Origin of the sequence: Halococcus qingdaonensis (genome assembly GCF_024508235.1) — an archaeon.
GTDB classification, from domain to species: domain Archaea; phylum Halobacteriota; class Halobacteria; order Halobacteriales; family Halococcaceae; genus Halococcus; species Halococcus qingdaonensis.
This window is the reverse complement of the sequence record NZ_CP101943.1, coordinates 1,879,387-1,903,203: the sequence shown is the minus strand read 5'-3', so window position 1 is coordinate 1,903,203 and position 23,817 is coordinate 1,879,387. Positions and strand designations below refer to the sequence as shown.

24 protein-coding genes are annotated in these 23,817 nt (G+C 66.0%); 12 read left to right on the top strand and 12 right to left on the bottom strand.

Going from position 1 to position 23,817, the window contains the following annotated elements:
• Window positions 1-2: 2 nt before the first annotated feature.
• The gene (gene dpsA / locus NO363_RS09790; protein ID WP_256684742.1) at window positions 3-560 is read right to left on the bottom strand and encodes a DNA starvation/stationary phase protection protein DpsA; all 558 of its coding nucleotides are present in this window, start codon (window positions 558-560) and stop codon (window positions 3-5) included.
• Between the two features lie 224 nt (window positions 561-784).
• Here dpsA and NO363_RS09785 point away from each other — a divergent pair, with 224 nt between their 5' ends.
• The 5 genes from NO363_RS09785 to NO363_RS09765 all read left to right on the top strand — a co-directional run bounded on the left by NO363_RS09785 (window position 785) and on the right by NO363_RS09765 (window position 7,243).
• The gene (locus NO363_RS09785) at window positions 785-1,996 is read left to right on the top strand and encodes an ABC transporter substrate-binding protein (RefSeq protein WP_256684739.1); all 1,212 of its coding nucleotides are present in this window, start codon (window positions 785-787) and stop codon (window positions 1,994-1,996) included.
• A gap of 86 nt (window positions 1,997-2,082) precedes the next feature.
• Window positions 2,083-3,261, top strand: a complete 1,179-nt coding sequence (locus tag NO363_RS09780) for an ABC transporter substrate-binding protein (protein WP_256684737.1) — start codon at window positions 2,083-2,085, stop codon at window positions 3,259-3,261.
• Between the two features lie 164 nt (window positions 3,262-3,425).
• Complete coding sequence (locus NO363_RS09775; protein WP_256684735.1) at window positions 3,426-4,316, top strand: ABC transporter ATP-binding protein; 891 nt, start codon at window positions 3,426-3,428, stop codon at window positions 4,314-4,316.
• 48 nt (window positions 4,317-4,364) lie between these two features.
• The gene (locus tag NO363_RS09770) at window positions 4,365-6,005 is read left to right on the top strand and encodes a thiamine pyrophosphate-binding protein (protein WP_256684734.1); all 1,641 of its coding nucleotides are present in this window, start codon (window positions 4,365-4,367) and stop codon (window positions 6,003-6,005) included.
• Window positions 6,002-7,243: a CaiB/BaiF CoA transferase family protein gene (locus tag NO363_RS09765; RefSeq protein WP_256684733.1), complete on the top strand. Its 1,242-nt coding sequence runs from the start codon at window positions 6,002-6,004 to the stop codon at window positions 7,241-7,243. Before NO363_RS09770 ends, NO363_RS09765 begins: the two co-directional genes overlap by 4 nt.
• Here NO363_RS09765 and NO363_RS09760 read toward each other — a convergent pair whose 3' ends face one another.
• Window positions 7,244-8,074: a CPBP family intramembrane glutamic endopeptidase gene (locus NO363_RS09760; RefSeq protein ID WP_256684731.1), complete on the bottom strand. Its 831-nt coding sequence runs from the start codon at window positions 8,072-8,074 to the stop codon at window positions 7,244-7,246.
• A gap of 1 nt (window position 8,075) precedes the next feature.
• Window positions 8,076-10,112: an ATP-dependent protease LonB gene (gene lonB, locus NO363_RS09755; RefSeq protein WP_256684728.1), complete on the bottom strand. Its 2,037-nt coding sequence runs from the start codon at window positions 10,110-10,112 to the stop codon at window positions 8,076-8,078.
• A 168-nt stretch (window positions 10,113-10,280) separates the two neighbouring features.
• On the opposite strand from lonB, the gene NO363_RS09750 reads away from it, so the two are divergent.
• The 3 genes from NO363_RS09750 to NO363_RS09740 are packed head-to-tail and all read left to right on the top strand — an operon-like array spanning window position 10,281 to window position 12,209.
• The gene (locus tag NO363_RS09750; RefSeq protein WP_256684727.1) at window positions 10,281-10,835 is read left to right on the top strand and encodes a nicotinamide-nucleotide adenylyltransferase; all 555 of its coding nucleotides are present in this window, start codon (window positions 10,281-10,283) and stop codon (window positions 10,833-10,835) included.
• A 1-nt stretch (window position 10,836) separates the two neighbouring features.
• Window positions 10,837-11,601: an SAM hydrolase/SAM-dependent halogenase family protein gene (locus NO363_RS09745; protein WP_256684726.1), complete on the top strand. Its 765-nt coding sequence runs from the start codon at window positions 10,837-10,839 to the stop codon at window positions 11,599-11,601.
• Window positions 11,601-12,209: a trimeric intracellular cation channel family protein gene (locus NO363_RS09740; protein ID WP_256684725.1), complete on the top strand. Its 609-nt coding sequence runs from the start codon at window positions 11,601-11,603 to the stop codon at window positions 12,207-12,209. The genes NO363_RS09745 and NO363_RS09740 overlap by 1 nt, the downstream gene beginning before the upstream one ends.
• Window positions 12,210-12,271: 62 nt before the next feature.
• On the opposite strand, the gene thsA is transcribed toward NO363_RS09740, so the two are convergent.
• From thsA to NO363_RS09725, 3 genes are all read right to left on the bottom strand, one after another.
• Window positions 12,272-13,831, bottom strand: a complete 1,560-nt coding sequence (gene thsA / locus NO363_RS09735; RefSeq protein WP_256687954.1) for a thermosome subunit alpha — start codon at window positions 13,829-13,831, stop codon at window positions 12,272-12,274.
• 148 nt (window positions 13,832-13,979) lie between these two features.
• Complete coding sequence (locus tag NO363_RS09730) at window positions 13,980-14,966, bottom strand: glycosyltransferase family 2 protein (protein WP_256684723.1); 987 nt, start codon at window positions 14,964-14,966, stop codon at window positions 13,980-13,982.
• 162 nt (window positions 14,967-15,128) lie between these two features.
• Window positions 15,129-15,842 (bottom strand): class I SAM-dependent methyltransferase, encoded by a 714-nt coding sequence (locus NO363_RS09725; protein ID WP_256684721.1) that lies wholly within the window; start codon window positions 15,840-15,842, stop codon window positions 15,129-15,131.
• A 240-nt stretch (window positions 15,843-16,082) separates the two neighbouring features.
• On the opposite strand from NO363_RS09725, the gene NO363_RS09720 reads away from it, so the two are divergent.
• From NO363_RS09720 to NO363_RS09710, 3 genes are read left to right on the top strand one after another with little or no spacing between them, the layout of a single operon-like run.
• The gene (locus NO363_RS09720) at window positions 16,083-16,355 is read left to right on the top strand and encodes a MarR family transcriptional regulator (RefSeq protein ID WP_007739315.1); all 273 of its coding nucleotides are present in this window, start codon (window positions 16,083-16,085) and stop codon (window positions 16,353-16,355) included.
• Window positions 16,356-16,389: 34 nt separating this feature from the next.
• Window positions 16,390-17,151 carry an MBL fold metallo-hydrolase gene (locus NO363_RS09715; protein ID WP_256684720.1) on the top strand — a complete coding sequence of 254 codons (762 nt, stop codon included), beginning with the start codon at window positions 16,390-16,392 and terminating at the stop codon, window positions 17,149-17,151.
• Between the two features lie 36 nt (window positions 17,152-17,187).
• Window positions 17,188-17,853 (top strand): YkgJ family cysteine cluster protein, encoded by a 666-nt coding sequence (locus NO363_RS09710; RefSeq protein WP_256684719.1) that lies wholly within the window; start codon window positions 17,188-17,190, stop codon window positions 17,851-17,853.
• A 236-nt stretch (window positions 17,854-18,089) separates the two neighbouring features.
• On the opposite strand, the gene NO363_RS09705 is transcribed toward NO363_RS09710, so the two are convergent.
• Window positions 18,090-18,488 (bottom strand): TRAM domain-containing protein, encoded by a 399-nt coding sequence (locus NO363_RS09705; protein WP_007739310.1) that lies wholly within the window; start codon window positions 18,486-18,488, stop codon window positions 18,090-18,092.
• A gap of 215 nt (window positions 18,489-18,703) precedes the next feature.
• Between NO363_RS09705 and NO363_RS09700 the strand changes: the two genes are divergently transcribed.
• On the top strand, window positions 18,704-18,943 hold the full coding sequence (locus NO363_RS09700; RefSeq protein WP_256684717.1) for a DUF7123 family protein: 240 nt from the start codon (window positions 18,704-18,706) through the stop codon (window positions 18,941-18,943).
• Here the strand turns inward: NO363_RS09700 and NO363_RS09695 are convergent, their stop codons facing one another.
• The 5 genes from NO363_RS09695 to metG form a co-directional block, all read right to left on the bottom strand.
• The gene (locus tag NO363_RS09695; RefSeq protein ID WP_256684715.1) at window positions 18,944-19,540 is read right to left on the bottom strand and encodes a winged helix-turn-helix transcriptional regulator; all 597 of its coding nucleotides are present in this window, start codon (window positions 19,538-19,540) and stop codon (window positions 18,944-18,946) included.
• 75 nt (window positions 19,541-19,615) lie between these two features.
• Window positions 19,616-20,800, bottom strand: coding sequence for an SPFH domain-containing protein (locus tag NO363_RS09690; RefSeq protein WP_256684713.1), 1,185 nt, complete (start codon window positions 20,798-20,800; stop codon window positions 19,616-19,618).
• 52 nt (window positions 20,801-20,852) lie between these two features.
• Window positions 20,853-21,455 (bottom strand): NfeD family protein, encoded by a 603-nt coding sequence (locus NO363_RS09685; protein WP_256684711.1) that lies wholly within the window; start codon window positions 21,453-21,455, stop codon window positions 20,853-20,855.
• A gap of 41 nt (window positions 21,456-21,496) precedes the next feature.
• A complete protein-coding gene (locus NO363_RS09680) occupies window positions 21,497-21,691 on the bottom strand; it encodes a DUF7312 domain-containing protein (protein ID WP_256684710.1) in 195 nt (64 codons plus the stop codon).
• Between the two features lie 41 nt (window positions 21,692-21,732).
• Window positions 21,733-23,793 (bottom strand): methionine--tRNA ligase, encoded by a 2,061-nt coding sequence (metG, locus tag NO363_RS09675; RefSeq protein WP_256684709.1) that lies wholly within the window; start codon window positions 23,791-23,793, stop codon window positions 21,733-21,735.
• Between the last annotated feature and the right edge of the window lie 24 nt (window positions 23,794-23,817).

Sequence of the window (23,817 nt, the reverse complement as noted above, 5' to 3'; positions counted from 1 at the left end):
TTTTAGTGGGTCGCTTCGTCGACCACCAGCGTGTCGTCTTCGAGGTAGTGTTCGAGGTGGTGGGCGTGTTCCTCGTAGTCGTCGATGGCGTCCCTGAGGACCTCCTCGGTGGCGTAGTCGCCGAGACTGTTGGCGAGCTCGATGTGGTCGCGGAACCGCTCGACGATGTCGCCGAAGATCTCCATGTCGTTGCGCAGCGAGGTGCGGACGTCGTAGACGTCTTCGCCCTCGAAGTCGACGTAGCTGTGATCGGCGAGATTCGTCGGGCCGGCGACCGGGACGCCGCCGATCGCCTGCGCGCGCTCGGCGATGGCGTCGGCCTGCTCCTCGACGTCCTCGTAGGCTTCTTCGAGGAACCGGTGGAGTTCGAGGAACTCCGCACCCTCGACGTTCCAGTGGTGTTTCTTGAGCTGGTGGTAGAGCACGTACGACGCGGCGAGATCGGCGTTCAGCGCATCGATGATCTGCTCTGCGCGCTCCTCTTCGATGCGGAGCGCCGGTGACTCCTCGACGGTCCCGAACTCCTGTCGGAGCTCGGAATCGGACTGTTGGAAGCTCATTACACTCTACTGTAGGTGGACAACCCACTTAACTGTTGCTGTTCAGAAAACATATTTTCGGCATCCCAAAAACCAATTCTCCACAGAGCGAACAAACGCTGTCGAAAGCAGAGAACTCGTCGTCGATCGGGGTGCGGCCGGATCGATGTGGTCGCCCGTTTCGGAACCGGTCCGTCGAGCGTCGATCGAAACCGATATCCGTTGTTTTGGCGGACCTAAAATACATGTCCGATCGCACGGGCGCGAGCCCCACGCGGAGAGGCGTGATCAAGGGCGGTAGCGCGATGCTCGCCGGTGGCGTGCTTGCGGGCTGTACTGGCAACGGAGCGCAGTCGGGCGCGAACAACGGTTCGTCGACTGACTCGACCACATCGAACGGTGGTTCCTACACTGTTGGAATGGCACCGATGGGCGACGTTTCGTTCGAGGGAGCCCCCGAATCCCTGTTCGTCGTGTTCTCGCAGTACGCGGACATGGCGGTCGCGCTCGGTCACGGCGACGCCGTGAACACGATCTACAGTCCGGAGCTTTCCGGTGACGTCATGGGCTCCTACTGTGCGCGCCTGGACGGCGTCTCGCCGGACTGGAAAGGACTTTCCGACCCGCTCGCCGACGGGCTGAGCAAGGAGAAGCTCTACGAACTCGACAGCGATGTCCACTTCCTCGATCCGGCGTACGTCTCGACCCAACAGAACTGGAAACGGGCCGATATCGACGAGATCGCGACAAACGTCGGCCCCTGGTTCGGGAACTTCTACAGCGGCACACACGACGAGCCGCCGAAATCCTATCGAGAGAAGTACCAGTATTACTCGCTCTGGGACCTGTTCGGCAAAGTCGCGCGCGTACTCCGGGAACGCGATCGCTACCGAACACTCGAACGGATGCATTCGAACGTGCTCTCGACGATCCGCTCGAAGCTCCCGCCGAAGGAGGAGCGCCCGACCGCCGTCCGCGTCACGCTCAACGACGACAACAGCGCCTTCTACACCTACCATCTCAACCGGCCCGGCTACTGGCTGGCCGATACCCGCCCGCTCGGAGCACGCGACGCCTTCGCCCAACAGGAATGGTCGAGTCTCTGGGGCGAAGTCGGCTACGAGGCCATGCTCGAAGCCGACCCCGACGTGATCCTCCATCTCTGGAGTATGTCGTCGAAACACGATATCGACGAAGTGCGCGAGCGCATCACGAGCAAGCCGGCAGGGCGGGACCTGACTGCGATCCGCAACGATCGCCTCTATCCGTCCGGAATGCGCTACCAGGGACCGATCATGAACCTCTTCCAGCTGGAGATGACCGCCAAACAGCTCTATCCCGAACAGTTCGGCGACTGGCCCGACTACACGAGCGGCGATCCGTATCCCGAGATTCCCGCTGACGAGCAGCTGTTCGACCGGCAGAAGCTCGCCGCCATCATCGATGGAACCGCCTAATCACCCCGACCGTTTTCCCATCCTCATCTCATTTAGGCGAGCCAAAACCAGAACGCTTTAGCCTCTTTTCGGCGAGCCTAATCCATATGCAACGACGACGCTTTCTGACCGGCGTGACGGCGACGACTGGCGCGCTGCTGGCCGGCTGTGCCGGCGGGGCCAGCGAGAGCGGCGACGGCAACGGGAGCGACCGCACGACCGGATCTACCACCGGAACGACGACGGGTGGATCGACGACTGATGCCAATTCCGGCGGCAACGGTGCTTACAGCGTCTCGATGGCACCGATGGGCGAGGTCACGTTCGAGAGCGTCCCGCAGACGTGGGTCGCGAACAATGGCAGCTGGGCCGACATGGGCGCTGCCCTCGGCGTCGAACCGCCGAAGGCGCTCTGGCTGCCCGAGCGCTACCACACCCAGTATTACGACGGGATTCCCGGCATCTCGGTCGACACTTCGAAGATGACAACTCTGTTCGGCGACGGCGGTAGCGTGAGTAAGGAGACGTACTACCAGCTCGACGGCGACGTCCACGTTCAGGATCCGACCTTCCTGCTGAATCGTGCCAAGAACTGGAAACGGGCCGATATCGACGAGATCACGACCAACGTCGCGCCGTTCGTCGGCAACACCGGCTTCTCGCGGGGCTACTCGTGGCACGAGAACTACCGCTACTACTCGCTGTACGATGCGTTCGGGAAGCTCGCCAAGGTGTTCAAGCGCGAGCAGCGATACAACGCGTTCTCGAAGCTCCACGACGGGTTTCAGTCGCAGCTCTCGAATATCGTCCCGTCGAAAAGCGAGCGTCCGGCGGTCGCCATCCTTTGGGCCGGCGGCAACCAGCCAGAGAAATTCAGTCCGTATCTCATCGGCAAGGGAACCAGTTTCAAGCAGTGGCGCGATCTCGAGGTGCGCGACGCGCTCGCCGAGACCGATGTCGAGAACTTCCACGCGTCACGGGCGGAGATCGATTACGAGACGCTGTTGGAGATCGACCCCGAGATGCTCCTCCTGCGCGGCCACGAGGATCAGACCGCAACGAAGTTCCAGGGCACTGTCGTGCAGTTCCTTCGCGACCACGATATCGCGAGCGATCTCACCGCAGTCAAAAACGGTGATGTCTATCGTGGCGGGCCGCTGTACCAGGGGCCGATCACGAACCTCGTGCTCACCGAACGCGCCGCGAAACAGGTCTACGGCGTCTCGAAGGAACTGTTCGACCGCAAGCGCGTCGCGGACATCGTCGCCGGAAAGTTCTCGCAGTAACCGACGGTCCCGACCGCGGCTCGAACCGCCGCTCGTCTGGTAACGGAAACGTTTATGTGTTTTAGGGTTGCCTAAACAGCTATGAGCGAGCGATGGTGCGTCCCGCCGGCGCGGACCGATCGATCGGGCTCCGAGAACGGGCGGCTGGCGGGTGGCGACGACTGATGGACGATTCCAGCGAGGTCGCGCCGGACGGCGGTACGCTCGTCGCCGGCGGATCGTCGATAGAGGGGAGGGAGTCGTCGGAAGACGGCCGGACCGAGCCGGACAGCGCCCTCGTCGGCGAGGAGCTGGTGCTCGGCTATCCGACCGGTGGCCCGGTCATCGACGGCGAATCGGTGTCGATCCCTGAAAACCGCGTGACGGCGCTCGTCGGGCCGAACGGATCGGGGAAGAGTACGCTCCTCCAGGGACTCGCCAACCAGCTCGATCCCGATTCGGGTGTCGTCACGCTCGACGGCCGAGAGATCCAGTCGCTTGGAACGAAGGAGCTCGCCCGCAAACTCGGTTTGCTCTCCCAAGAGAGCAGCCTGCCGGCGAGCCTCACTGTCGAGAGCCTCGCCATGCACGGGCGCTACCCGCATCGCGGCGCGTTCGACTCGCCGACCGAGGACGACGAGGCGGCCGTCGAGCGTGCACTCTCGCTGGCGGGCGTCGACCACCTCCGCGAGCGGACCCTCGGCAGCCTCAGCGGCGGCCAGAAACAGCTCGCGTGGATCGCGATGGCGCTCGCCCAGGACACCGAAGTGCTGCTGCTCGACGAACCGACCACCTTCCTCGATCTCCATCACCAGTTGGAGGTGATGGAGATCGTCGAGACGCTGCGAGCCGAGAGCGACGTCACGGTCGTGCTCGTCCTCCACGATCTCGATCAGGCCGCTCGACACGCCGAACACATGCTCGCGCTCGTCGACGGTGAGATCTACGCCCGCGGACCACCGTCGGAAGTCATCTCTGAGGAACTTCTCCGTGACGTCTTCGGCGTTTCGGCGACCGTCGAGCAGGGCGAGCGCGGTCCGCACATCACGCCCCACCGCGCGGTGCACGAGGACTGAGCGGATCGCTACGGGACGCTTTTTACCCCCGGACGTGGTGGATTTATCATGCACGTCAGCACCGCCGTCGTCGAGCGACTTCGCGCGAACGGTATCGACACCGTCTTCGGCATCCCCGGCAAGCAGTCGCTCCCGCTGAACGACGGTATCGATCGCGCGGACGACATCCGCTACGTCGTCGCGCGCCACGAGACTGCCGTCAGCCAAGCGGCATGGGGCTACGCCGAGACCAGCGGTCGGCTGGCGGCGACGATCGTCGTGCCCGGCCCGGGCGACATGAACGCGATGAACGGGCTGAAGAACGCGAAAAACGACTGCACACCCCTTCTCCACATCGCCATCGAGACCGAGCCCGAACTCCGCGGCGGCGACGCCATCCACGAGACCCCGCCCGACATCTACGACGATATCGTCAAGGAGAACCTCCTCGTCGAGACTGCCGAGGCGACCGCCGCCGAGATCGAGCGCGCGATAATGATCGCGCAAACGCCGCCGAAGGGACCAGTCAGGATCGGGGTCCCGAAGAACTTCCTGAAGCAGGATGTAGCAGTCGCATCATCGACCGAATACGAACTGTCGGCTCCTGCCGAACCCGACGACGTCACCGCTGCGGCTGAACTGCTCGACGAAGCCCGAAAGCCGATCGTCGTCGCCGGCGGCGGCGTCAGAACCGCGGGAGCCGCCACCGAACTGAGCGCAGTCGCCGAGAGCCTGCGTGCGCCGATCGTGACGACGTACAAGGGAAAGGGCGTCGTCGGCGGTGATCACCCGCTCTGGCTCGGCACGCTCTCAGGTAGTGCCAGCCCGGAGCTCGACGAGACGCTGGCCGCCGCGGACGCCGCGCTCGTCGTCGGCTCGGATCTCGACGCGGTCGCCACGAGCAACTGGTCGGCACCGCTGCCCGACGAACTCGTTCACGTCACCCTCGATGCGAACGACATCGGTACCGGCTACAGTCCCACTATCGGTATCGTCGCCGACGCGCGCGCGACGCTCGACGAATTGGAGGACCGGTTCGGCGACGGCGCGGGCGACGGCTGGGACGGCGCTGCGGAAGTCGCGGCGGTCAGGGATGCCTACGACGAACGTATCGCCGATCTCCTCGACGCCGAGCGCGAACCGCCGACATCCGTGGCCTGCCTTCGAGCAGTTCGTCGCGCGATCCCCGACGAGACGGTCGTGAGCGCCGACGCGGGCGGCTTCCGGGTGTGGGCGCTCAACGTCTTCGACGCTGCCGGTCCGCGCCGGTACGTGAATCCCGGCTCGTGGGCGACGATGGGCACTGGACTACCCGCCGCCATCGGCGCGCAGCTGTCCAATCCCGAGAAACCTGTGCTGGCACTTTGTGGCGACGGCGGCCTGATGATGGCGGTCCACGAACTCCACACCGCGGTCGCCGAGGACCTCCCGATCACGACGGTCGTGTTCAACAACGACGATTACGCGATCATCAGCGAGGAGGCCGAGCGAAGCTACGGGCTCGAATCGGGGGCCTACGGCTGGCCGTCGGCCGCGCTCGACTTCCCGACGATCGCCGAGGGGATGGGCATGACCGCGCTCCGAGCCGACGGCATCGCGGACCTCGAAAACCGGGTTGCCGAGGCCGTCGGGCGTGACGAACCCGTGCTGGTCGAGGTCCGGACGGATCCCGACGAGCCACAGGCGAGCGCGTTCATGGAGGGAGCATGACCGGCGAAGCGCGCACGGCCGACGGCGATCGCGGGCCGCTCGACGGGCTGACGGTACTCGATGCCTCGCGCGTTCTCGCCGGCCCCTTCTGTACGATGCAGTTGGGCGATCTCGGCGCGGAGGTGATCAAGGTCGAGCGCCCCGACACCGGCGATCAGACTCGCGGCTGGCAGCCGCCCTCCTACGGCGACTCCGACGAAAGCGCCTACTACATGAGCATCAATCGGAACAAGCGCTCGATCGCGCTGAATCTCGCCTCGGAGGCGGGTCGCGAGGTGTTCCGCGAACTCGCCGGCGAGGCCGACGTGCTCGTCGAGAACTTCCGGGTGGGGAAGATGGAGGAGTGGGGTCTCGGTTACGACGACCTCCTGGAAGCGAACCCGGAACTCGTCTACTGTTCGATCACGGGCTACGGCGAGTGGGGACCAGACAGCCACCGCCCGGCCTACGACATCATCATGCAGGCCGAGGGTGGGCTGATGAGCATCACCGGCGAGGAGGGCAGAGTGCCGGTGCGCGTCGGCGTCGCCATCGCCGATATCGGCGCGGGGATGTACGCCACACAGGGGATCCTGGCGGCGCTGCTCGAACGCGAACTGAGTGGGTCAGGAGGCCAGAAACTCGATATCAGCCTGTTCGACGGCCAAGTGGCCTGGATGACGTACATGGCGTCTAACTACTTCGCGACCGGCAAGCCACCTTCCAGAATGGGCAGCAAACATCCGACGATCGCGCCCTACCAAGCGTTCGAAACCACCGACAGCTACGTCGTGGTGGCGGTCGCCTCCGAGAACCTCTGGCCGAACTTCTGTACGGCGCTCGATCGCGAGGATCTCACCGATGACGACCGGTTCGCGACCAACGAGGACCGGGTGGCCAACCGCGAGGCGCTCGATTCGTTGCTCGCCGAGGAATTCGAGCAATACGACACCGACGAACTGCTCGCCCTGTTCGACGAGCACGACGTGCCTGCGAGCGATGTCCACGACATGGCCGACGTCTTCGCCGACGAGCAGGTTGCGGCGCGCGGGATGCACAGGGAGATCGATCACCCGACCGCCGGGACCGTCGAGATGCCGGGCAGCCCGATGCATTTCTCGACCACGCCGACGACGATCCGCCAGTATCCGCCCCGCCTCGGCGAACACACTCGCGACCTCCTCGATGAAGCTGGCTACGACGCGGGAGAAATTCAGGAACTGGTCGACGCCGATGCCGTCGCTCCGTTCGAGGATTGACTATCCGAGCGAACTTTCGTTGACGGCGAACTCCAGCGCGTTGATGAGGTAGTGAGCGACCACCACGACGAGCAGGCTTCCGGTCACGACGAACGCACCCGCGAGCACGAAGCCGAGGCTCCCCGTGACGACCATGCCGAGCACACCCTGCGCGCCGTGGCCGAGCGCGAACGCGAGCGACGAGAGCAGTGCCAGCAGCCACGGTGAGAGCGAAAAGCCCGTCGAGAACGCGCCGACGAGCGCCGCCCGGAAGAGGAACTCCTCGAAGACGGCGATCGTCGGCAGGACGACGCCGAGCAGCACGACCCAGCCACCGGTCGAATCGGGCGCGAGCGATTCACGCAACTGCTCGGGCACCTCGATGCCGACGGCCTTCGCCGCACGCGAACCGATCTCGTTGGCGAGATACAGTCCGACGCCGAGCGCGACGCCGACGGCGAGTTCCTGGAACCCGTTGATCGCCGGTGCCGCACCGAGCGCCCCGAGCGGGATCCGCGTGTACCACGCGCTTCCGAGCAGAACGACGAGGAAGAGTCCCTGCGAGAGCGCGACGTTCGCGAGCAGTAGCCCCGTCGACAGCGATGCGGGTTCCTGTGGTTCGCGTTTCGGGCGCTCCGCTTCCGGACGCTGTTCGGCGTCCGGACGGGACTCCGCTTCCTGGTGGGGTGCTGACTCCGGATGATCTTCTGGCTCGGCGTGTTCGGAAACACTCGCTGGCGCTTCGTTCGTCGGGGCGGCCTCGTGGCTCGCCACCTGGGAAACGCGCGCGAGCGCGAGTAACAAAACGAGAACGAGGGCGGTCAGCCCCGCGAAGACCGCCCAACGGGCCACGTTACTGCGGGCTGGGGCTGCCGGTGCCCTGCTGGCCGACCTGTCGGTCGAGCGCCTGGCCGGTGATCGACTTCAGGCGGTCGACCAGCCCGTCCTTCTCGCCCTCGCCGGCGAGGGCGACTTCGAGCACCTCGCTGATGTGCGAGACGGGGACGACCTCGATCTGATCCTTGTACTCGTCCTCGATCATCACGTCCTGTTCGTTCGCCGCCGGGATGATGACCCGTTCGAGACCGGCCTTGGCTGCGGCCTCGATCTTGTGGGTCACGCCGCCGACCGGGAGCACGTCGCCCCGGACCGACAGCGAACCGGTCATTGCGAGGTTCTGATCGACCGGCACGTCCTCCAGCGCGCTGATGACGGCGGCGGCCACGGTGATCGAGGCCGAGTCGCCGTCGACGCCCTGCTGCCCGGTTTGAACGAACTGGATGTGGATGTCCTTCTCCGAGATGTTCTCGTCGGAGAACTTCTTGATGATCGCCGACACGTTCTGGACGGCCTCCTCGGCCATCTCCTTGAGCTGGCCGGTGGCGATCACGCCACCGGGGCCCTGCGAGGGGGTGACCTCGGCCATCACGGGGAGGACGATCCCCGAGTCCTCGCCCATCACGGCGAGCCCGTTGATGCGGCCAACGACGTCGCCCTGTGCGACGGTCATCTCGTAGTCCTTGCGGCGCTCGATGAACGTATCGGCGAGCTGCTGTTCGATCGAGCGCGAGCGGTTCTTCGCCTGGAGAACGTGCTCGCGGGTGGTGAACTCGGCCTCCTCCGCCCGAGCGATGTCGCCCGCCACGCGGACGAGCCCGCCGAGGTCACGCATCTTGAGCGAGAGGTGTCCCTTCCGGCCCGCACGGCGCTGGGCTTCGAGGATCATCTCCTCGACGGCGTCGCGCGTGAAGTGCGGGAGCCGCCCGTCCTTGTCGACCTCTTGGGCGACGAATCGGGCGTACTTGCGGCGCATCTCCGGCTCGTCCTCGATGGTGTCGTCCATGTATACCTCGTAGCCGTAGCCCTTGATCCGCGAGCGCAGTGCCGGATGCATGTTCTCCATCGCGTCGAGGTTCCCGGCGGCGACCATGACGAAGTCCGTCGGGACGGGTTCGGTCTGGACCATCGCACCCGAGGAGCGCTCGGACTGACCAGTAATACTGAACTCACCCTCCTGGATCGCCGTCATCAGCTTCTGCTGGGAGCGCACGTCGAGCGTGTTGATCTCGTCGAGGAACAGCACGCCCTTGTTGGCCTCGTGGATCGCTCCCGACTCGACGCGGTCGTGGCTCGGCGTCTCCATCCCGCCCGACTGGAACGGGTCGTGGCGGACGTCGCCGAGCAGTGCGCCAGCGTGGGCACCCGTCGCGTCCTTGAACGGGGCGGTCTGGGTGTCCGAGGAGTCGATCAGGAGGTTCGGGATCATCGCGTCCGTGCTGCGGGAGCTGTACTTGAAGGCGATGTAGATGACGCCGGCGGCGAGAATGCCGAGCAGTACCTGCCCGGCGATCAGCAGCGAGTAGCCCAGCACGATGGCGATGATGATCCACATCAGGAACTGGCGCATCTGGTTGCGCTTCTGGGCCTCCTCCTTGTGCGCCTCGATGATCTGTTTGCCCTTTCCGCCCGGCACGGTTCGGACCTTCGGCGCGTTGCCATCGTCGGGGTTGTGATAGACCAGAACGTCTTGGAGGTCCTCCTTGGGCAGGAGCTGGCTCATCGCTTTGGCCAGCATCGACTTGCCCGTCCCGGGCGTCCCGATCATCATGACGTGGCGGCGCTGCTTGGCCGCCTTCATCACGACGTCACGGGCGTGATCCTGCCCGATGACCTGATCGACGAGTCGGTCGGGGATCTCGATGTCGGCGGTCGATTCGATGTCGAGCCCCCCGAGTAGGTCGTCCTCTTGCCCCTCGATGATGGCCTCGTCGTCGACGTCGCTGCCGAGTTCCTCCCCTGACGGCACGGTCGTCTCGGCTCCCGACTCCGAGTCCGAGTCGATCTCCGACTCGGTCGGGAACGCGTCGTCGGTGTCGGTGTCGTTGCTCATGTGACTGTCTCTAACAGTAGAAACGAGGGCACGTTTACTGATATACTTTCTCCCCTCGAACGTCGTGCACACGCTGTCGAAACCGCCCCTGTGAGTCCGTTTCTGCCACGATTCGCCGTTCACGGACGACCGGCCGGTTTTATATACGTGTGGGGCGGGAGTGTGGATATGACGCGGGGGTTCTACATCGGTCGCTTCCAGCCCTATCACGACGGTCACCACCACATGGTCGAACGCATCGCCGACGAGGTCGACGAACTCGTGCTCGGCATTGGCAGCGCCGACGACTCGCACACGCGCCACAACCCGTTCACCGCCGGCGAGCGCATCATGATGATCACCAAGTCGCTCGAAGACGCCGATCTCGTCATCTACCCGGTGCCGATCGAGGATCTCGATCGCAACGCGGTCTGGGTCAGCCACGTCCGCAGCATGTCGCCGGCGTTCGACGTCGCCTACTCGAACAACCCGCTCGTCGTCCAGCTGTTCTCGGAGGCGGGCGTCGAGGTGCGTCAGTCGCCGATGTTCGAACGCGAGAAGCTCGAAGGCACCGAGATCCGCGAGCGCATGATCGACGACGAGGGCTGGGAGGCGCTCATCCCGAGCGCCGTCGTCGACGTCGTCACCGAGATCGACGGCATCGAGCGCCTCCAGCGGGTGAGCGACACCGACGGCGCGGCCGACAACCGTCCGCACCGCTCGAACACCGCCGATCCCGAATAACATGCTCACGCTGAGCTCCGATTTCGGTACGCCCTACCCGGCGGCGATGAAGGGCGTGCTCCTCTCGAACACCGACGCCCGACTGGTCGACGTCAGCCACGAGTTCCCTAGGCAGGACGTCCGCACGGCAGCGTTCTGGCTGCGAGAACTGCTCCCCTATTTCCCGCCCGCCGTCCATCTCGTCGTGGTCGATCCGGGCGTCGGTACCGACCGCGCGGCGCTCGTCGTGCGCGCGGGCGACCACGCCCTCGTGGGGCCGGACAACGGCGTTCTCGTCCCCGCAGCTCGCCGACTCGCCGACGGCAACGATATCGAGGCGTTCGTGATCGCCGACGACGAGGCCGAGAGCTCGACGTTCCATGGCCGGGACGTGTTCGCGCCGGCAGCCGCCGCTGTCCACGAGGCGGGCATCGACAGTGTCGAGAGTCTCGATCGCTGCACGCCGGCGGACGGGATCGAGGAGCTCTCCTTTCCCGAACCGACACACCGCGACGACGCGATCGCGGGCGAAGTGCTCGTCGTCGACGGGTTCGGCAACGCCATCACGAACGTCCCTGGAGAGGTGCTCGACGACTCCTTCGGTGACAGTATCACCGTCAACGACGAGCGGGCACCGGTCGAACGGTCGTACGCACACGTCGTGTCGGGCGAGCGCCTCGTCACCGTCGGGAGCCACGAGAACGTCGAGCTCGCGGTCAACCGCGGCCGTGGCGAGCGGGCGTTCGACGTCGCGGTGGGCGATCCGGTCGTGCTGACGGACGTCTGATGGTCGACGCCTTCGGCGCGATGAACGCGATCGGCCTCGTGGCGTTCGCGCTCGCCGGCTCGCTCAAGGGTGCCGACGCCGATCTCGATCTGTTCGGCATCGCTGTTCTCGGCATGCTCACGGCGCTCGGCGGCGGCATTCTCCGCGACACGCTCGTCGGCCGCGTCCCGGTCGCACTGCGGACGACCGGCGACGTCGCCATCGCCCTCGCCGGCGTCGCACTCGCACTCGTGCTCGCACGACTGCTCGGCAGTCGCCTCCGGACCCACGCGGTGGTCCAGCTCCCCGATGCCGTCGGGCTCGCGGCGTTCGCGGCCACCGGCGCGCTCGTCGGCGTTCGAGCGGCGCTCTCGCCGTTCGGCGTCGTCGTTCTCGCGACGCTCACTGGCGTCGGCGGCGGCAGCATTGCCGATCTACTGCTCGGTCGGGTGCCGAGCGTGCTCCATGAGGATTTCTACGCGACGCCGGCAGTGCTTGGCGGAGCCACGTTTTGGCTCGCCGTGCGGGCGGGCGTCGCGTCCGGTCGGGCAGCGTTCGGCTGTGCGATCGTCGTGCTCGGCCTTCGCCTGCTGGCGCTGCGATACGACTGGCGACTCCCGACGATCTGAGGACCGTCGACGGACGTGCGACGCGCTGGTCGTCGCTCGGGCCGAAAAAACGGTGGGTCGGATTAGCTGTCCGCGGAGATGACGTCGTCGATGCGGGCGATCATCGTCGCGGCCTCGGTCGCGCTCTCGATGGCCTCGTGTTTGACGGCGACGGGATCGAAGACGCCGGCCTCGACGGGATCGGTGACGGTGCCGGTCTGACTTTCGCTGATGATGCCGGCCCGGCCCTCGCTGTCGTGGCGACTGCGCAGCTCGACGAGCGCGTCGATCGGGTCCATGCCGGTGTTCTCGGCGAGCGTGCGCGGGAGCACGTCGGTCGCGTCGGCGAACGCCTCGACGGCGAGCTGGCGACGCCCCTCGATGCTCGCCGCGTGGTCGCGGATGTACGCGGCGATGGCGACCTCGCTCGCGCCGCCGCCGGGGACGACGCCGCCAGCATCGAGTGCGGCGGTCACGACGTCGAGCCCGTCGTGGAGCGCGCGTTCGAGCTCGTCGGTGACGTGATCGGTGCCGCCTCGGGCGAACACCGTCACGGATTCGGCGGCCGCACCGCCCTCGACGAAGACGAGATCGTCGTCGGCGAACGACTCGACGCTGACGCGCTCGGCGTTGCCCAGATCGTCCGCTTCGAGGTCGTCGATGGCACCGACGCGGCTCGCGCCGGTCGCCTGCGTGATCGCCTTCGCCTCGTCGTCGTCGACGCTCTCGAAGACCAGGATCCCCTCGTCGGCGAGGTGGGCGGCCGCGCGGTCGTCGACGCTTTCGGTGACGAACGCCACGTCGACGTCGAGATCGGCGAGCGCGTCGGCGTACTGCTCGAACTGGCTCTCTTCGGCGTCGATGGCGGCGTTGAGCTCCTCGACGCTCCCGACGTCGTACTCGGCGTCGACGTTCGACTCGCGGATGTCGAATTCGACGTCAAGCACGGCGATCGAGGCGTCCTCGACGGTCGCGGGCATGTCCTCGCGAACCGGCTCCTCCTCGCTGATGACGCCCTCGACGAGCTCCGTCGCGCTCGAACTCGCGCCCGTCTGGGTGCGGACGGTGATGTCCTCGCGTGCGACGCCGTCGTTCTCGACCTGTCGGATCCCCTCGACGACCGTCTCCGCGAGCGCTTCGGCACCGACGTCGCCGGTGCCCTTGCCCGTCATCGAGGTCTCGGCGACGCCGCGGAGGACGTCGTCGTCGACCGTCTCGTCGACGACGAGCTCGTCGACGGCCTCGTGGGCCAGCTCCGCGGCCTCGTGATAGCCCTCGACGATCGTCGTCGGATGGACGTCGTCGTCGAGGAGGTTCTCGGCCTTGGCGAGCAGCTGGCCGGTGAGCACGGCCGCCGTGGTCGTCCCGTCGCCGACTTCGTCCTCCTGTGTCTCGGCGACCTCGACGATCATCTGCGCGGCGGGATGCTCGATATCCATCTCGCCGAGGATCGTCGCGCCGTCGTTGGTGATGACGACGTCGCCCGAATCGGAGACGAGCATCTTGTCCATCCCTTTCGGGCCGAGCGTCGTCCGGACGGACTCCGAGACGGCCTTGCCGCCCTCGATGTTCGCGCTCTGTGCGTCCTCACCGCGTGTTCGCTCGCTGTCATCGCTGAGGATGAACATCGGCTGTCCACCCATGCGCTGTTGCTGTGCCATGATTTGAAATCCTCATCAATGGGTCGTTTGCGGTTCTATATAAAAATTGCTACTCGGGATCGCGGAAACGCCGGACGCGAACGGCAGGCTCTGGCACACGAACACCGAAACGAACGCTTATCAACTACCGTCAGCGCCAGTCGTGGACCGCGACCGCGCGCTCGGATCGCGCGGAGAGCCCGTTCGGGTTGCGGCGGTCGCGCGAGCGCCAGCGCGCGGCCAGCCCGGAGCCGTTGCCGCGCAGACTCCCGGTGAGCACGTCCCGCCCGTTTCCGACCCAGTTCGTCGGGCTCGCCTCGCCGCGCACGACGCTTTCGAGCCCGGTGAGGGCGTCCCGGCCCGCGTGCGAGAGTAGTCGTCGCGCGGTCGTCGGCCGCAGCCCGTAGTTCTTGACGAGGCGGTAGGCGAGCGCGCGATACTTCCAGTACCAGTCGCGCTCGGTCCGGCCGCCGTCGGAGATCGCTCGCGGGGCCGACGGGGCCGTCTCGGTGCCGAGCGCGTCGCCGACGGCCATCCCTCCCGCCCAGCGGACGTCGTACTCCACGGCCGCGAGCCGGTGAGCGAGATCGCGCGCACCGCCCGTCTGGAGATATTCGTCGAACCCGTCAGCGTCTTCGAGCGCCGCGCGGGTGAACGCGACGTTCGAGCCGTCGAAATACGTCACCTCGCGGCCGGTAATGGTCCGCGACTCGGGTGTCGTCGGCCCGTCGGCCGATCGTACCGGCCCGGTGACGACTCCCACATCCCGGCGCATCCGCGGTGGATATCCTTCGACGATGGCGTGCGCACGCCCGTCGCCGTGGCTATCGGTGTCGAAGCCCGCCGCGAGCGCGTCCTTCCAGCCTGGCTCCACGGTCCGATCGTAGCCGACGAACGCGACGTGCTCGCCGGCCGTGTGTTCGATCCCGGCGTTGCGCGCGACGTTCAGGTTCCGGTCGGCGACCTCGACGAGCACGTCGACGTCGTCGCGTTCGCCGACCATGCCGGTGGTACCGTCCGCGGAGGGGCCGTTGACGACGACCACCTCGCTCTCGGGGGCCACCGTCGCGAGCGCGTCGAGACACGCCGCGAGTTGGGTTCGGCCGTTGAGGGTCGGCACGACCACCGAGAGCTGCATACCGACCGAATAGCGCCGCTCGACATAAAAACAACCGCTTTATCGCCGAGCCGCTGCCGATCCTCCCGACGACCGACGAAACGGTCGCTCGCGGACGATGCGTCAGTCAGTTCATTACCGACGAAAGCTCGCCCCAGCGGGCGACAGCACGGCGACCGGTTCTCACTCCTCTTGCAACCGTGCGTCCCAGTACGACACCGACGCTACGTACTCGCCGATCGGCGAGTCCATGATCACGTCGTCGAGTTCGCGCACTCGGGTGGCCATCGCGTCGGGGAGCTGGCGATAGAGGCCATATGGGAAGAAGAAGTCGTGTTCCTCGCCGGCCAGCTGGAGTCCGGCCCCGTCGAGAAGCTCCTCGATCTCAGCGCGGGCGTACAGCCGCGAGCCCATCGGTAGCAGCCAGTTGTAGATGCTGCGGGTGCTGAACCGACGGAAGGTGTCGAAGACGACCTGCTTGCGGGCTACGCGGCGTAGCTCGGCGAGAAACGAGGCGGGCGTATCCGCGAGATGGAAAAACCGCATCGCGATGACGGTCTCGAAGTGATCGTCGGGGAAAGGAAGGCGGGCAGCGTCGCCGCGCATGAACTCCAGATGGTCGTCGACGCCCGCCGCGCGCGCCTTTTTCCGACCCTCCTGGAGCATCGCGGGCGAGATATCGAGGCCGACGATATCAGCGCCGCGCTGGGCGAGCATCGTCGTGAATCGCCCCGTTCCGCAGGCGATTTCGAGGATGCGTTTGTCGTCGACGGGGCCGACTGCCGAGAGCACGGCCTCCTTCTCTCGCTCGTCGATGAGCCGGCCGCCGTCGGAGAACCGCTTGGTGTCGTACTCCTCGGCGACCTCGACGGTCTGGTACCACTCCTGTCCCTTCACGCTACCCGTGGTTTTCGGTCGAGGAATAAAACCGTACGGATATGACGCGCTGCCCGTCAGTGGCGACCGTCGAGCGAACCGACCGTGGCACGTCCCAACTGCTCACCGTCATCCGTATTCTAGCCGTGCGGTGCGCGCCTCACCACGAAATATAAGGGCAAAGGTATTCATTCATGCGGTAGTAGTATACATTCCCATATATGGGCAAGTTTTACCATAGCCCGTCGAAGAGAGGTGGGTATGAGCGCCACCACGGACCGCGCACAGCCCGACGACCCGTTGACCGAGACCGAGTTCCGCGACCGCCTGCGCGAACTCCCCCCGAGCGCGAAGCTCGTCGCCAAAGTGCTCGAATCGGAGACGCCGCTCTCGCAGGGCCAGCTCGCCGACGAATCGCTGCTGCCCGATCGCACCGTCCGCTACGCGCTGAACCGTCTCGAAGACGACGATCTCGTCGGCTCGCGCTACAGCTTTCGCGACGCCAGAAAGCAGGTCTACTTCCTGAACCAGTAACTGGCCTTTTCAGCCGCGAGCACCACCACTCGTCGTGAGTCTGACCCATGTTTCGATTCCTGTCGAGACGGCCGCACCCGGCGGCGAGACGAACGCCTATCTCGTCGGGAGCGAGCGGGCGTTGCTCGTCGATCCGGCAGCCGCGACGCCCCGCCTCGACGACGCGATCGACGGGGTCGCGAACCTGCTCGTGACCCACACCCACCCCGATCACGTGGGCGGCGTCGAAGCGTACGCCGACCGGGCGACCGTCTGGGCGCACGCCGGCTACGCGGACCGGTTCGAACGCGCGACCGGTCTCTCGCCCGATCGCACCTTCGGCCCGGGGACGCGCATCGACACCGACGCGGGGACCGTCGAGTTGCTCGCGACGCCGGGACACGCCCCCGATCACGTCGCGCTCGCCATCAACGACGAGCTGCTGGTCGGCGATCTCGCCGTCGCGAGCGGCAGCGTCGTTGTGGGGAACGAAGACGGCGACATGCGTGGCTATCTCACCGCGCTCCGGCGGCTCCACGCTCGAAACCCGGCACGGCTGTATCCGGGTCACGGACCGGTCATCGAGAAGCCACGGGCGGTGATCGAGCGGCTGCTCTCTCATCGACTGCGCCGTGAGCGCGCGGTCCTGCGGGCGGTGCGCGATGGTGCGCGGACGGTCGCTGCGGTGACCGACGCGGCCTACGAGAAGGATCTTTCGGGAGTGCGAGGACTGGCCGAGCGCACGGTGGCGGCCCATCTCGCCAAACTCGCCGTCGAAGGGCATGTCGAGTGGGACGGTGAACGGGTCTGCCCCTGACGACGGTCTTTTTGCGCGGCGGCCGAAAGGAGATATGTGAGTTTCGAGGACGAACTCGCCCGTGCGCGCGATCTCGATGTCGGGGCGCTGGCCGACGCCATTGAGGAGATCGGCTTCGAGTGTACGCGCTGTGGGGCCTGTTGCAAGGCGGCGACGGGCCCGGACGGGTACGAGGAGCACACCGCGACGGTGTTTCCTGACGAGATACGCGAGCTGCAGGACACCACCGAGTACGATCACCGGGACGTCGCCCGGCCGATGCCGTACGGACTCAGCGAGGGCGAGGACGGACTGGAGGGCGAGACCTTCGAGTGGGCGCTCGAAACGACCGGCTGTGGCGACTGCACCTTCTACGCCGAGGAGGACGGTGTCGGGGCGTGTACCGTCCACGAGGATCGGCCGCTCATCTGTCGCACTTATCCGTTCAGCGTCGCTCTCGACGGATCGAGCCAGCCGATGGGCGCGGCGGTCGATCAGGTCGGCGACGTGCGCGCCCACGAGTGTGAGGGGCTCGGGCGCGACATCGATCGCGAGCATGCCGAGGAACTGGCCGGTGCGCTCAAAGAACGCGCGATCCGCGAGATCGAAGAGGCCATCGCCGTCAGCGAACGCTACGAACCGGCGAACCCCGATTCCGGCGAGATCGTCGTCCACGACTCCGAGGGTGCGAAACGACCGGACGGAACGCCGATCGACGGGTAGCTGCCGGCCCTGCCGGCGGTGCGGCAACGGTTTGCGGTCCTGGCGGATGAAGGGCGAGTGACCGAACGAAGTGAGGGAGCGAGGGCTTCTGTGGTGCAGAGAGTGGAGAGTCCGCGCGAACAGAGTGAGCGCGGTTCGCCGCGAGCGCCGAAGGCGCGAGCGGGAGTTTTTAGCGTAGCTTTTTGCGAGGAGTGGTGGCCGACCGCAGGGAGGCCACCCGACGAAGTAAAAAGGTACTAATCGATGATTTCGCCGACGGCGAAGTTCGATTTCACCTCGGTGACTTCGACTTTGACGCGTTCGCCGATCTCGGCACCGGGGACGATGATGACGTAGCCGCGTTCGACGCGGGCGATGCCGTCGCCCTGCTTGCCGATGTCCTCGACCTCGACGTAGCGCATCTCGCCGACATCGACGGGCGGCTGTGGCTCCGAGGAGGGTGTGCTCGACCGCGAGCGCGAGCTGCTCGATGATTCCTCGGTCGGTTCGCGCGAGACGAGTGCCACACGGTAGGTCTCGCCGGGCTCGATCGACCCGTTCTCGACCTCGCGGCGCGGTATCTCGACGGTGTAGCTGTCTTCGGATTCGGTGACGTCGGCGTTGAACAGACACAGGAGTTTATCAGATATTTCCATCGCGTAGTCCTCCATCCGCCGCTACCGTGGCCGAGAAATAAAGAACTACCGCCCGCTCGCGCCGTACCCGTCCGTACCACCCCCGACTCGAAGGGGCGTCGACGAGCCACGACGGGCGATATCGTCGTCGTGAACACGACCGAAATCGACCGATAGCGCCCGAATTAGTCCATCGCACCAAACCCGCTATGTGTGTTGCTCCGTTCGGATCGTGTATGGCCGCACGCAGCGCACCGATGCAGACACTCAGCGAGAAACAGCGTCGCATCCTCTCGTATCTCCGCGAACACGCCGACAGCAAGACCTACTTCAAATCCCGACTCATCGGCGACGCGCTCGGGCTGTCGCCGAAGGAAGTCGGCACGAACATGAACGCCATCCGCAAGACCGATAACGGACTCTCGGTCGAGAAGTGGGGCTACTCTTCGAGCACGACGTGGAAAGTCACCCAGTAGTCAGGCGTCGACGCTGATGAACTGATCGGCCTCGCGGGCGAACCGGACCGTCGCGGCGTCGAAGGAGTCGGCATAGCTCACCAGCAGCGTCAGCAGCCGTTCCGGGCGGACGAGCGAGTAGCCGTCCTCACGCGAGAGCAGCCCCGCCGCGTCGAGATCGGCGGCGTGATTGCTTATCGTCGGCCGCGAGACATCCACCGCTGCCGCGAGATCGCTCGCGGTCGCGTCGCCGTCGCGCAACAGCGCGATGACCATCCCGCGCGGTGTCTCGCGGCGGAGAAAGCCGAGCGCCGTGCGCTCGAAGTCGTCGAACTCGCGGGCCGGGAAGTAGCGTCGGTAGTCGCCGTCGCGGTGGCTCTCGACTGTGCCGTCACGTTCGAGTCGTTTGAGATGGTGCTGTGTCTCGCCGGTGGCCAGATCGAGATCGTCACGGATCTTCGAGAAGTGTGCGCCCGGCGTCGTCGCGAGATAGCCAGCGATCGTCTCGCGGATCCCGCTATCGTCCTCTGCGAGGCCGGCGAACGGTCCGACGGCACCCAGCGCGGCGACTCGCCGGAGTGTCGCCCGCCGTCCCTCGTCGACCCCGCGGTCGCCCATTGGGTCACGTCGGAGAAACGCAGGTAAAACCCCTTCGGCCCGGTCAGCTCGTCATTCGTTCGGGTCGTCGCTCGTTCAGTTCGTCTCCGGTTCGAGCTCGTCCTCTTCGTCGGTGGCCGACGTTCCCGTCGTCGACGTGCTTCCGTCGATGCTTTCGTCGGCGTCCATCTCGGAGATGACCTCGTCGGGATCCTGGATGTCGGTCGTCGCCTCGCCGGTCTTGATCGCTTCGGCCTCCTGTTCCATCTCCTCGACGTCGATGTCGGCCTCCTCGTCGATCTCGCCGAGGATCTCGTCGATGTTGTCGAGCCCGATGAGTTCGCGCGTCTCCTCGTCGAAATCGAGGCTTTCCAGATCGTGGCCGTCCTCCTTGATGTCGCTGCCGGTGAGGTGTTTGCCGTATCGGCCGAGCATCGACGACAGCTCTTGGGGGAGGACGAACGTCGTCGACTCGCCCTGGCCGATGGATTCGAGCGTGTCCATCCCGCGCTCGATGACCGCGCGCTCGCCCATCGATTCGGCGGATTTCGCTCTCAATACTGTGGAAACGGCGTCACCCTGGGATTCGAGGATCTGGCTCTGCTTTTCACCCTGTGCACGGATGATGTTCGACCGTTTCTCACCCTCTGCCGCCTCGACCGCGCTCCGCCGTTCACCTTGCGCTTCGAGGATCATCGCGCGGCGTTTGCGCTCGGCGGAGGTCTGCTGTTCCATCGCCTGCTGGACGTCCGGCGAGGGGTTGACCTCGCGGACCTCGACGGACTCGACGCGGATCCCCCACTCGTCGGTCGGCTCGTCGAGCTCCTTGCGGATGCGCTCGTTTATCTCCTGACGTTTGCTCAGCGTGTCGTCGAGATCCATGTCGCCGAGCACGGCACGGAGCGTGGTCTGTGCGAGGTTCGAGACGGCGCGCTTGTAGTCATCGACCTCCAGAAACGCCTTTTTGGCGTCCATTACTTTGATGTAGACCACTGCATCCGCCGTCACGGGCGAGTTGTCCCGCGTGATGGCTTCCTGGCGCGCGACATCGAGCGTCTGGGTCCGCATGTCGAACGGGTAGGTCTTGTTGACGAACGGTGGGACGAAGTTGATGCCCGGTTCGAGCAGTTTGCGGTAGTCGCCGAAGACGGTGAGCGCACGCTTCTCGTACGCGTTGACGATTTCGATGGCGCTATAGACGGTGATGATCGCGACGGCCAGCACCAACAGCACCACGACGGCCGGTGCGAGCGCGAGCGCCTGGAGCGGAACGAGTGTCATCTATCGAGAGTTCGGATGTTAGGAACATAAGGCTTCGGTCGAGCGGGTTCCGTCACGCGGTTTCGCGCTCGCGATCGTCGGTGTCGCGCCCGCGAGCGAGCGCGCGATCGATGTCGTCCTCCACCGCCGAGAGCGCCTCGACGGTGAGAACGTTGCCACCGCCGGGGTCGGTCACCACTATCGGTTCGTCTTCGGGGATCTCGCCGTCGAGCGTACGGGCGCTGTAGTTGGGGTTGAAGCCGCCGCCGTCGAGTTTCACCTTCCCACTCGTCGGCGTCACGCGCTCGGTGACGTGGCCGGTCGTCCCCTTGAGTGAGGCCGAGTCGCTCGTCTTGCCGGCTCCCTTCCCGCCGTAGATGTCGAACTGGCGGTAGGCGTAGAGCGTTCCCGCACCGCTGGCGAGCACGAGCACCGAGAGGACGACCGCGAGGACGATCGGGCCGAGAAAACTCCCGATCAACAGACCGATCAGCCCGGCAAACAGCAGCGCGACCCCGAGAACGATGAAGTGCGCGCCGGGCGCGAGCGCCTCGGCACCCATCAGTCCGAGCCCGGCGACCACGAGCACCAGCGGGAGCTGCTCCAGCAGGAGATCGCTCATCTGGAGGGCCGGAAGCGCGGCCGCAACCGGCGCGCCACCGAGTGCCAGCGTCATGGTCGTGTGTTAGCCCGCAGCGGGATTAACTGTTGGGTCCGCTAGATCCCGAGAACGACCACCAGCGCGATGGCGACGCCGAGCAGCACGAAGACGACGTTCTCGAACGACGGTGATCCCGGTTCGAGATCGCCCGGCTCGTCGTCTCCGAAGACGTCGGTCGCGCGTGCGTCGTCCGCGCTCTCGTCGCCGTCGTCTTCGAGATCCTCGACGGCGTATTTCCAGTCGTCCGCCATATCCCATCGTTGGCGTCAAGCCAGAAATGGCTGCCGCTCGGTCAGCGCACCCTCGTTCCCGGCGGGCTGTCGCCGTGGGTGGTCAGCAGGTCAGCAGCCTCACCGGCCGCGAGCACCATCCCGTTGCTCTCGACGCCGAACAGCTCCGTTTTCTCGATGTTCGCGAGCACGACCACCCGTTCGCCCGGGAGCGCGTCGAGATCGTGGAGCTGTTTGATCCCGGCGACGATTTGACGCGTCTCGACGCCGAGATCGACCTCCAGACGCGCGAGATCGTCCGCGCCCTCGATCCCCTCGGCGGCGAGCACTTCGCCCACTCGCACGTCGAGCTCCTGGAACTCCTCGAAGCCGATGCGGTCGTCGGTCAGTGCTTCGAGGTCGGTCTCCGCGGCCTCGGCAGCGTCACCCTCCGTGGCCGCGCTGCTCTCGCCACCCTCGCTCGCGGCGGCGATCTGCGCCTCCAGTTTCTCGTTCAGCTCGGCGACGCGCTCGTCCTCGATGCCCTCGAACGGTTCGTCGGGCGCATCGAACTCGGCGGGCGGCGCGTCGAGTGCTGCGTTCAGGAGAACCTCGTGGACCGAACCCGTCTCGTCGAGCTGGTCCCAGAGTCGCTCGGCCATGCCGGGCATGATCGGCTCGGAGAGCACCGTGACCGCCTTCGAGAGCTGCACGCAGTCGCGGATGACCGCCGCTCGCTCGGGATCGTCGGCGTTCCAGGGCTCGTGGCGCTGGATGTACTCGTTGCCGAACTGGGAGAGTTCGACGGCCGACTCCCCGACCGCGCGCACGGAGTAGTCGTTGACGCCGTCCCGGAACTCGTCGATCGCTTGCTCGATGCGCTCGCGCACTTCCTCGGAGATCTCACCGTCGGGCGTTCCCCCGTAGTTGCGGTGGGCAAAGAGCAGCGATCGGTAGAGGAAGTTCCCCACCGTGCCGACGAGTTCGCCGTTGACGCGCTCGGCGAACCGCTCCCAGGAGAAGTCGATGTCCTGCTGGAAGCCGGTGCCCGTCGTGATGTAGTAGCGATAGAGGTCCGGGTCGAACCCCTCGTCGAGGTAGTCGTCGACCCAGACCGCGCGATCGCGACTGGTCGAAAAGCCCTTGCCGTCGAGGTTGACGAACCCGCTCGCGAGCACCGCGCGCGGTTCCTGGTAGTCCACGCCGTGGAGCATCGCGGGCCAGAACACAGTATGATGCTGGATGATGTCCCGGCCGATAACGTGGACGAGCTCGCCCGACTCCTGCCACGCCTGTTCCCAATCGAACTCCTCACTCCCGACGCGCTCGCTGTACTGCTTCGTGCTCGAAACGTACTCGATCGGTGCATCGACCCAGACGTAGAGCACGAGTTCCTCGTCGCCAGGATACTCGATCCCCCAGTCCATGTCCCGTGTGATACACCAGTCCTGGAGCTCGCCTTCGATCCACTCGCGGGGCTGGTTGCGCGCGTTCGCCGTCCCGTCCATCCGGTCGATGAACTCGCCGAGGTAGTCCTGGAACTCCGAGAGGCGCAGGAACTCGTGCTCGCGGGTGCGGTACTCGGCGGGATTGCCCGTGATCACGCTCGTCGGCTCCTCGATCTCGCCCGGTTCCAGGTGGCGACCGCAGCCCTCGTCGCACTCGTCGCCGCGGGCGTGCTCGCCACAGTACGGACAGGTGCCCTCGACGTATCTGTCGGGCAGAGCCTGTCCCTCCTCGGGATCCCAGGCGACCTCGATCTCCTGCTCGTAGACGTACCCCTTCTCGTCGAGCTCGCGGACGAACTGCTGGGTGAGTTCGACGTTCTCCTCTTCGGCCGTGTGGCCGTAGTTGTCGAATTCGATGTCGAACGTCGGGAACGTCGCCTCGTACTTCTCGTGGTGGCGCAGCGCGAACTCCTCGGGCGTGACGCCCTCCTCCCAGGCGTTGACCGCGACGGGCGTGCCGTGCATGTCCGACCCCGAGACGAACGCCGTCTCCTGGCCGAGCTTGCGGAGCGCGCGCGTGAAGGCATCGCCGCCGACGTAGGTCCGGAGATGGCCCACGTGCAGGTCGCCGTTGGCGTACGGCAGCCCGCAGGTGACGACCGCCGGGTTCTCCGTGGGGAACTCCTCGTGGCTCATGGCCATCACTACCGGGATGGGAGC

Bases quoted from the DNA above. Each gene is read 5' to 3' on its own strand.
- dpsA (WP_256684742.1), bottom strand. From the start codon at position 560: ATGAGCTTCCAACAGTCCGATTCCGAGCTCCGACAGGAGTTCGGGACC.
- NO363_RS09785 (WP_256684739.1), top strand. From the start codon at position 785: ATGTCCGATCGCACGGGCGCGAGCCCCACGCGGAGAGGCGTGATCAAG.
- NO363_RS09780 (WP_256684737.1), top strand. From the start codon at position 2,083: ATGCAACGACGACGCTTTCTGACCGGCGTGACGGCGACGACTGGCGCG.
- NO363_RS09775 (WP_256684735.1), top strand. From the start codon at position 3,426: ATGGACGATTCCAGCGAGGTCGCGCCGGACGGCGGTACGCTCGTCGCC.
- NO363_RS09770 (WP_256684734.1), top strand. From the start codon at position 4,365: ATGCACGTCAGCACCGCCGTCGTCGAGCGACTTCGCGCGAACGGTATC.
- NO363_RS09765 (WP_256684733.1), top strand. From the start codon at position 6,002: ATGACCGGCGAAGCGCGCACGGCCGACGGCGATCGCGGGCCGCTCGAC.
- lonB (WP_256684728.1), bottom strand. From the start codon at position 10,112: ATGAGCAACGACACCGACACCGACGACGCGTTCCCGACCGAGTCGGAG.
- NO363_RS09750 (WP_256684727.1), top strand. From the start codon at position 10,281: ATGACGCGGGGGTTCTACATCGGTCGCTTCCAGCCCTATCACGACGGT.
- NO363_RS09745 (WP_256684726.1), top strand. From the start codon at position 10,837: ATGCTCACGCTGAGCTCCGATTTCGGTACGCCCTACCCGGCGGCGATG.
- NO363_RS09740 (WP_256684725.1), top strand. From the start codon at position 11,601: ATGGTCGACGCCTTCGGCGCGATGAACGCGATCGGCCTCGTGGCGTTC.
- thsA (WP_256687954.1), bottom strand. From the start codon at position 13,831: ATGGGTGGACAGCCGATGTTCATCCTCAGCGATGACAGCGAGCGAACA.
- NO363_RS09730 (WP_256684723.1), bottom strand. From the start codon at position 14,966: ATGCAGCTCTCGGTGGTCGTGCCGACCCTCAACGGCCGAACCCAACTC.
- NO363_RS09720 (WP_007739315.1), top strand. From the start codon at position 16,083: ATGAGCGCCACCACGGACCGCGCACAGCCCGACGACCCGTTGACCGAG.
- NO363_RS09705 (WP_007739310.1), bottom strand. From the start codon at position 18,488: ATGGAAATATCTGATAAACTCCTGTGTCTGTTCAACGCCGACGTCACC.
- NO363_RS09700 (WP_256684717.1), top strand. From the start codon at position 18,704: ATGGCCGCACGCAGCGCACCGATGCAGACACTCAGCGAGAAACAGCGT.
- NO363_RS09695 (WP_256684715.1), bottom strand. From the start codon at position 19,540: ATGGGCGACCGCGGGGTCGACGAGGGACGGCGGGCGACACTCCGGCGA.
- NO363_RS09690 (WP_256684713.1), bottom strand. From the start codon at position 20,800: ATGACACTCGTTCCGCTCCAGGCGCTCGCGCTCGCACCGGCCGTCGTG.
- NO363_RS09685 (WP_256684711.1), bottom strand. From the start codon at position 21,455: ATGACGCTGGCACTCGGTGGCGCGCCGGTTGCGGCCGCGCTTCCGGCC.
- NO363_RS09680 (WP_256684710.1), bottom strand. From the start codon at position 21,691: ATGGCGGACGACTGGAAATACGCCGTCGAGGATCTCGAAGACGACGGC.
- metG (WP_256684709.1), bottom strand. From the start codon at position 23,793: ATGAGCCACGAGGAGTTCCCCACGGAGAACCCGGCGGTCGTCACCTGC.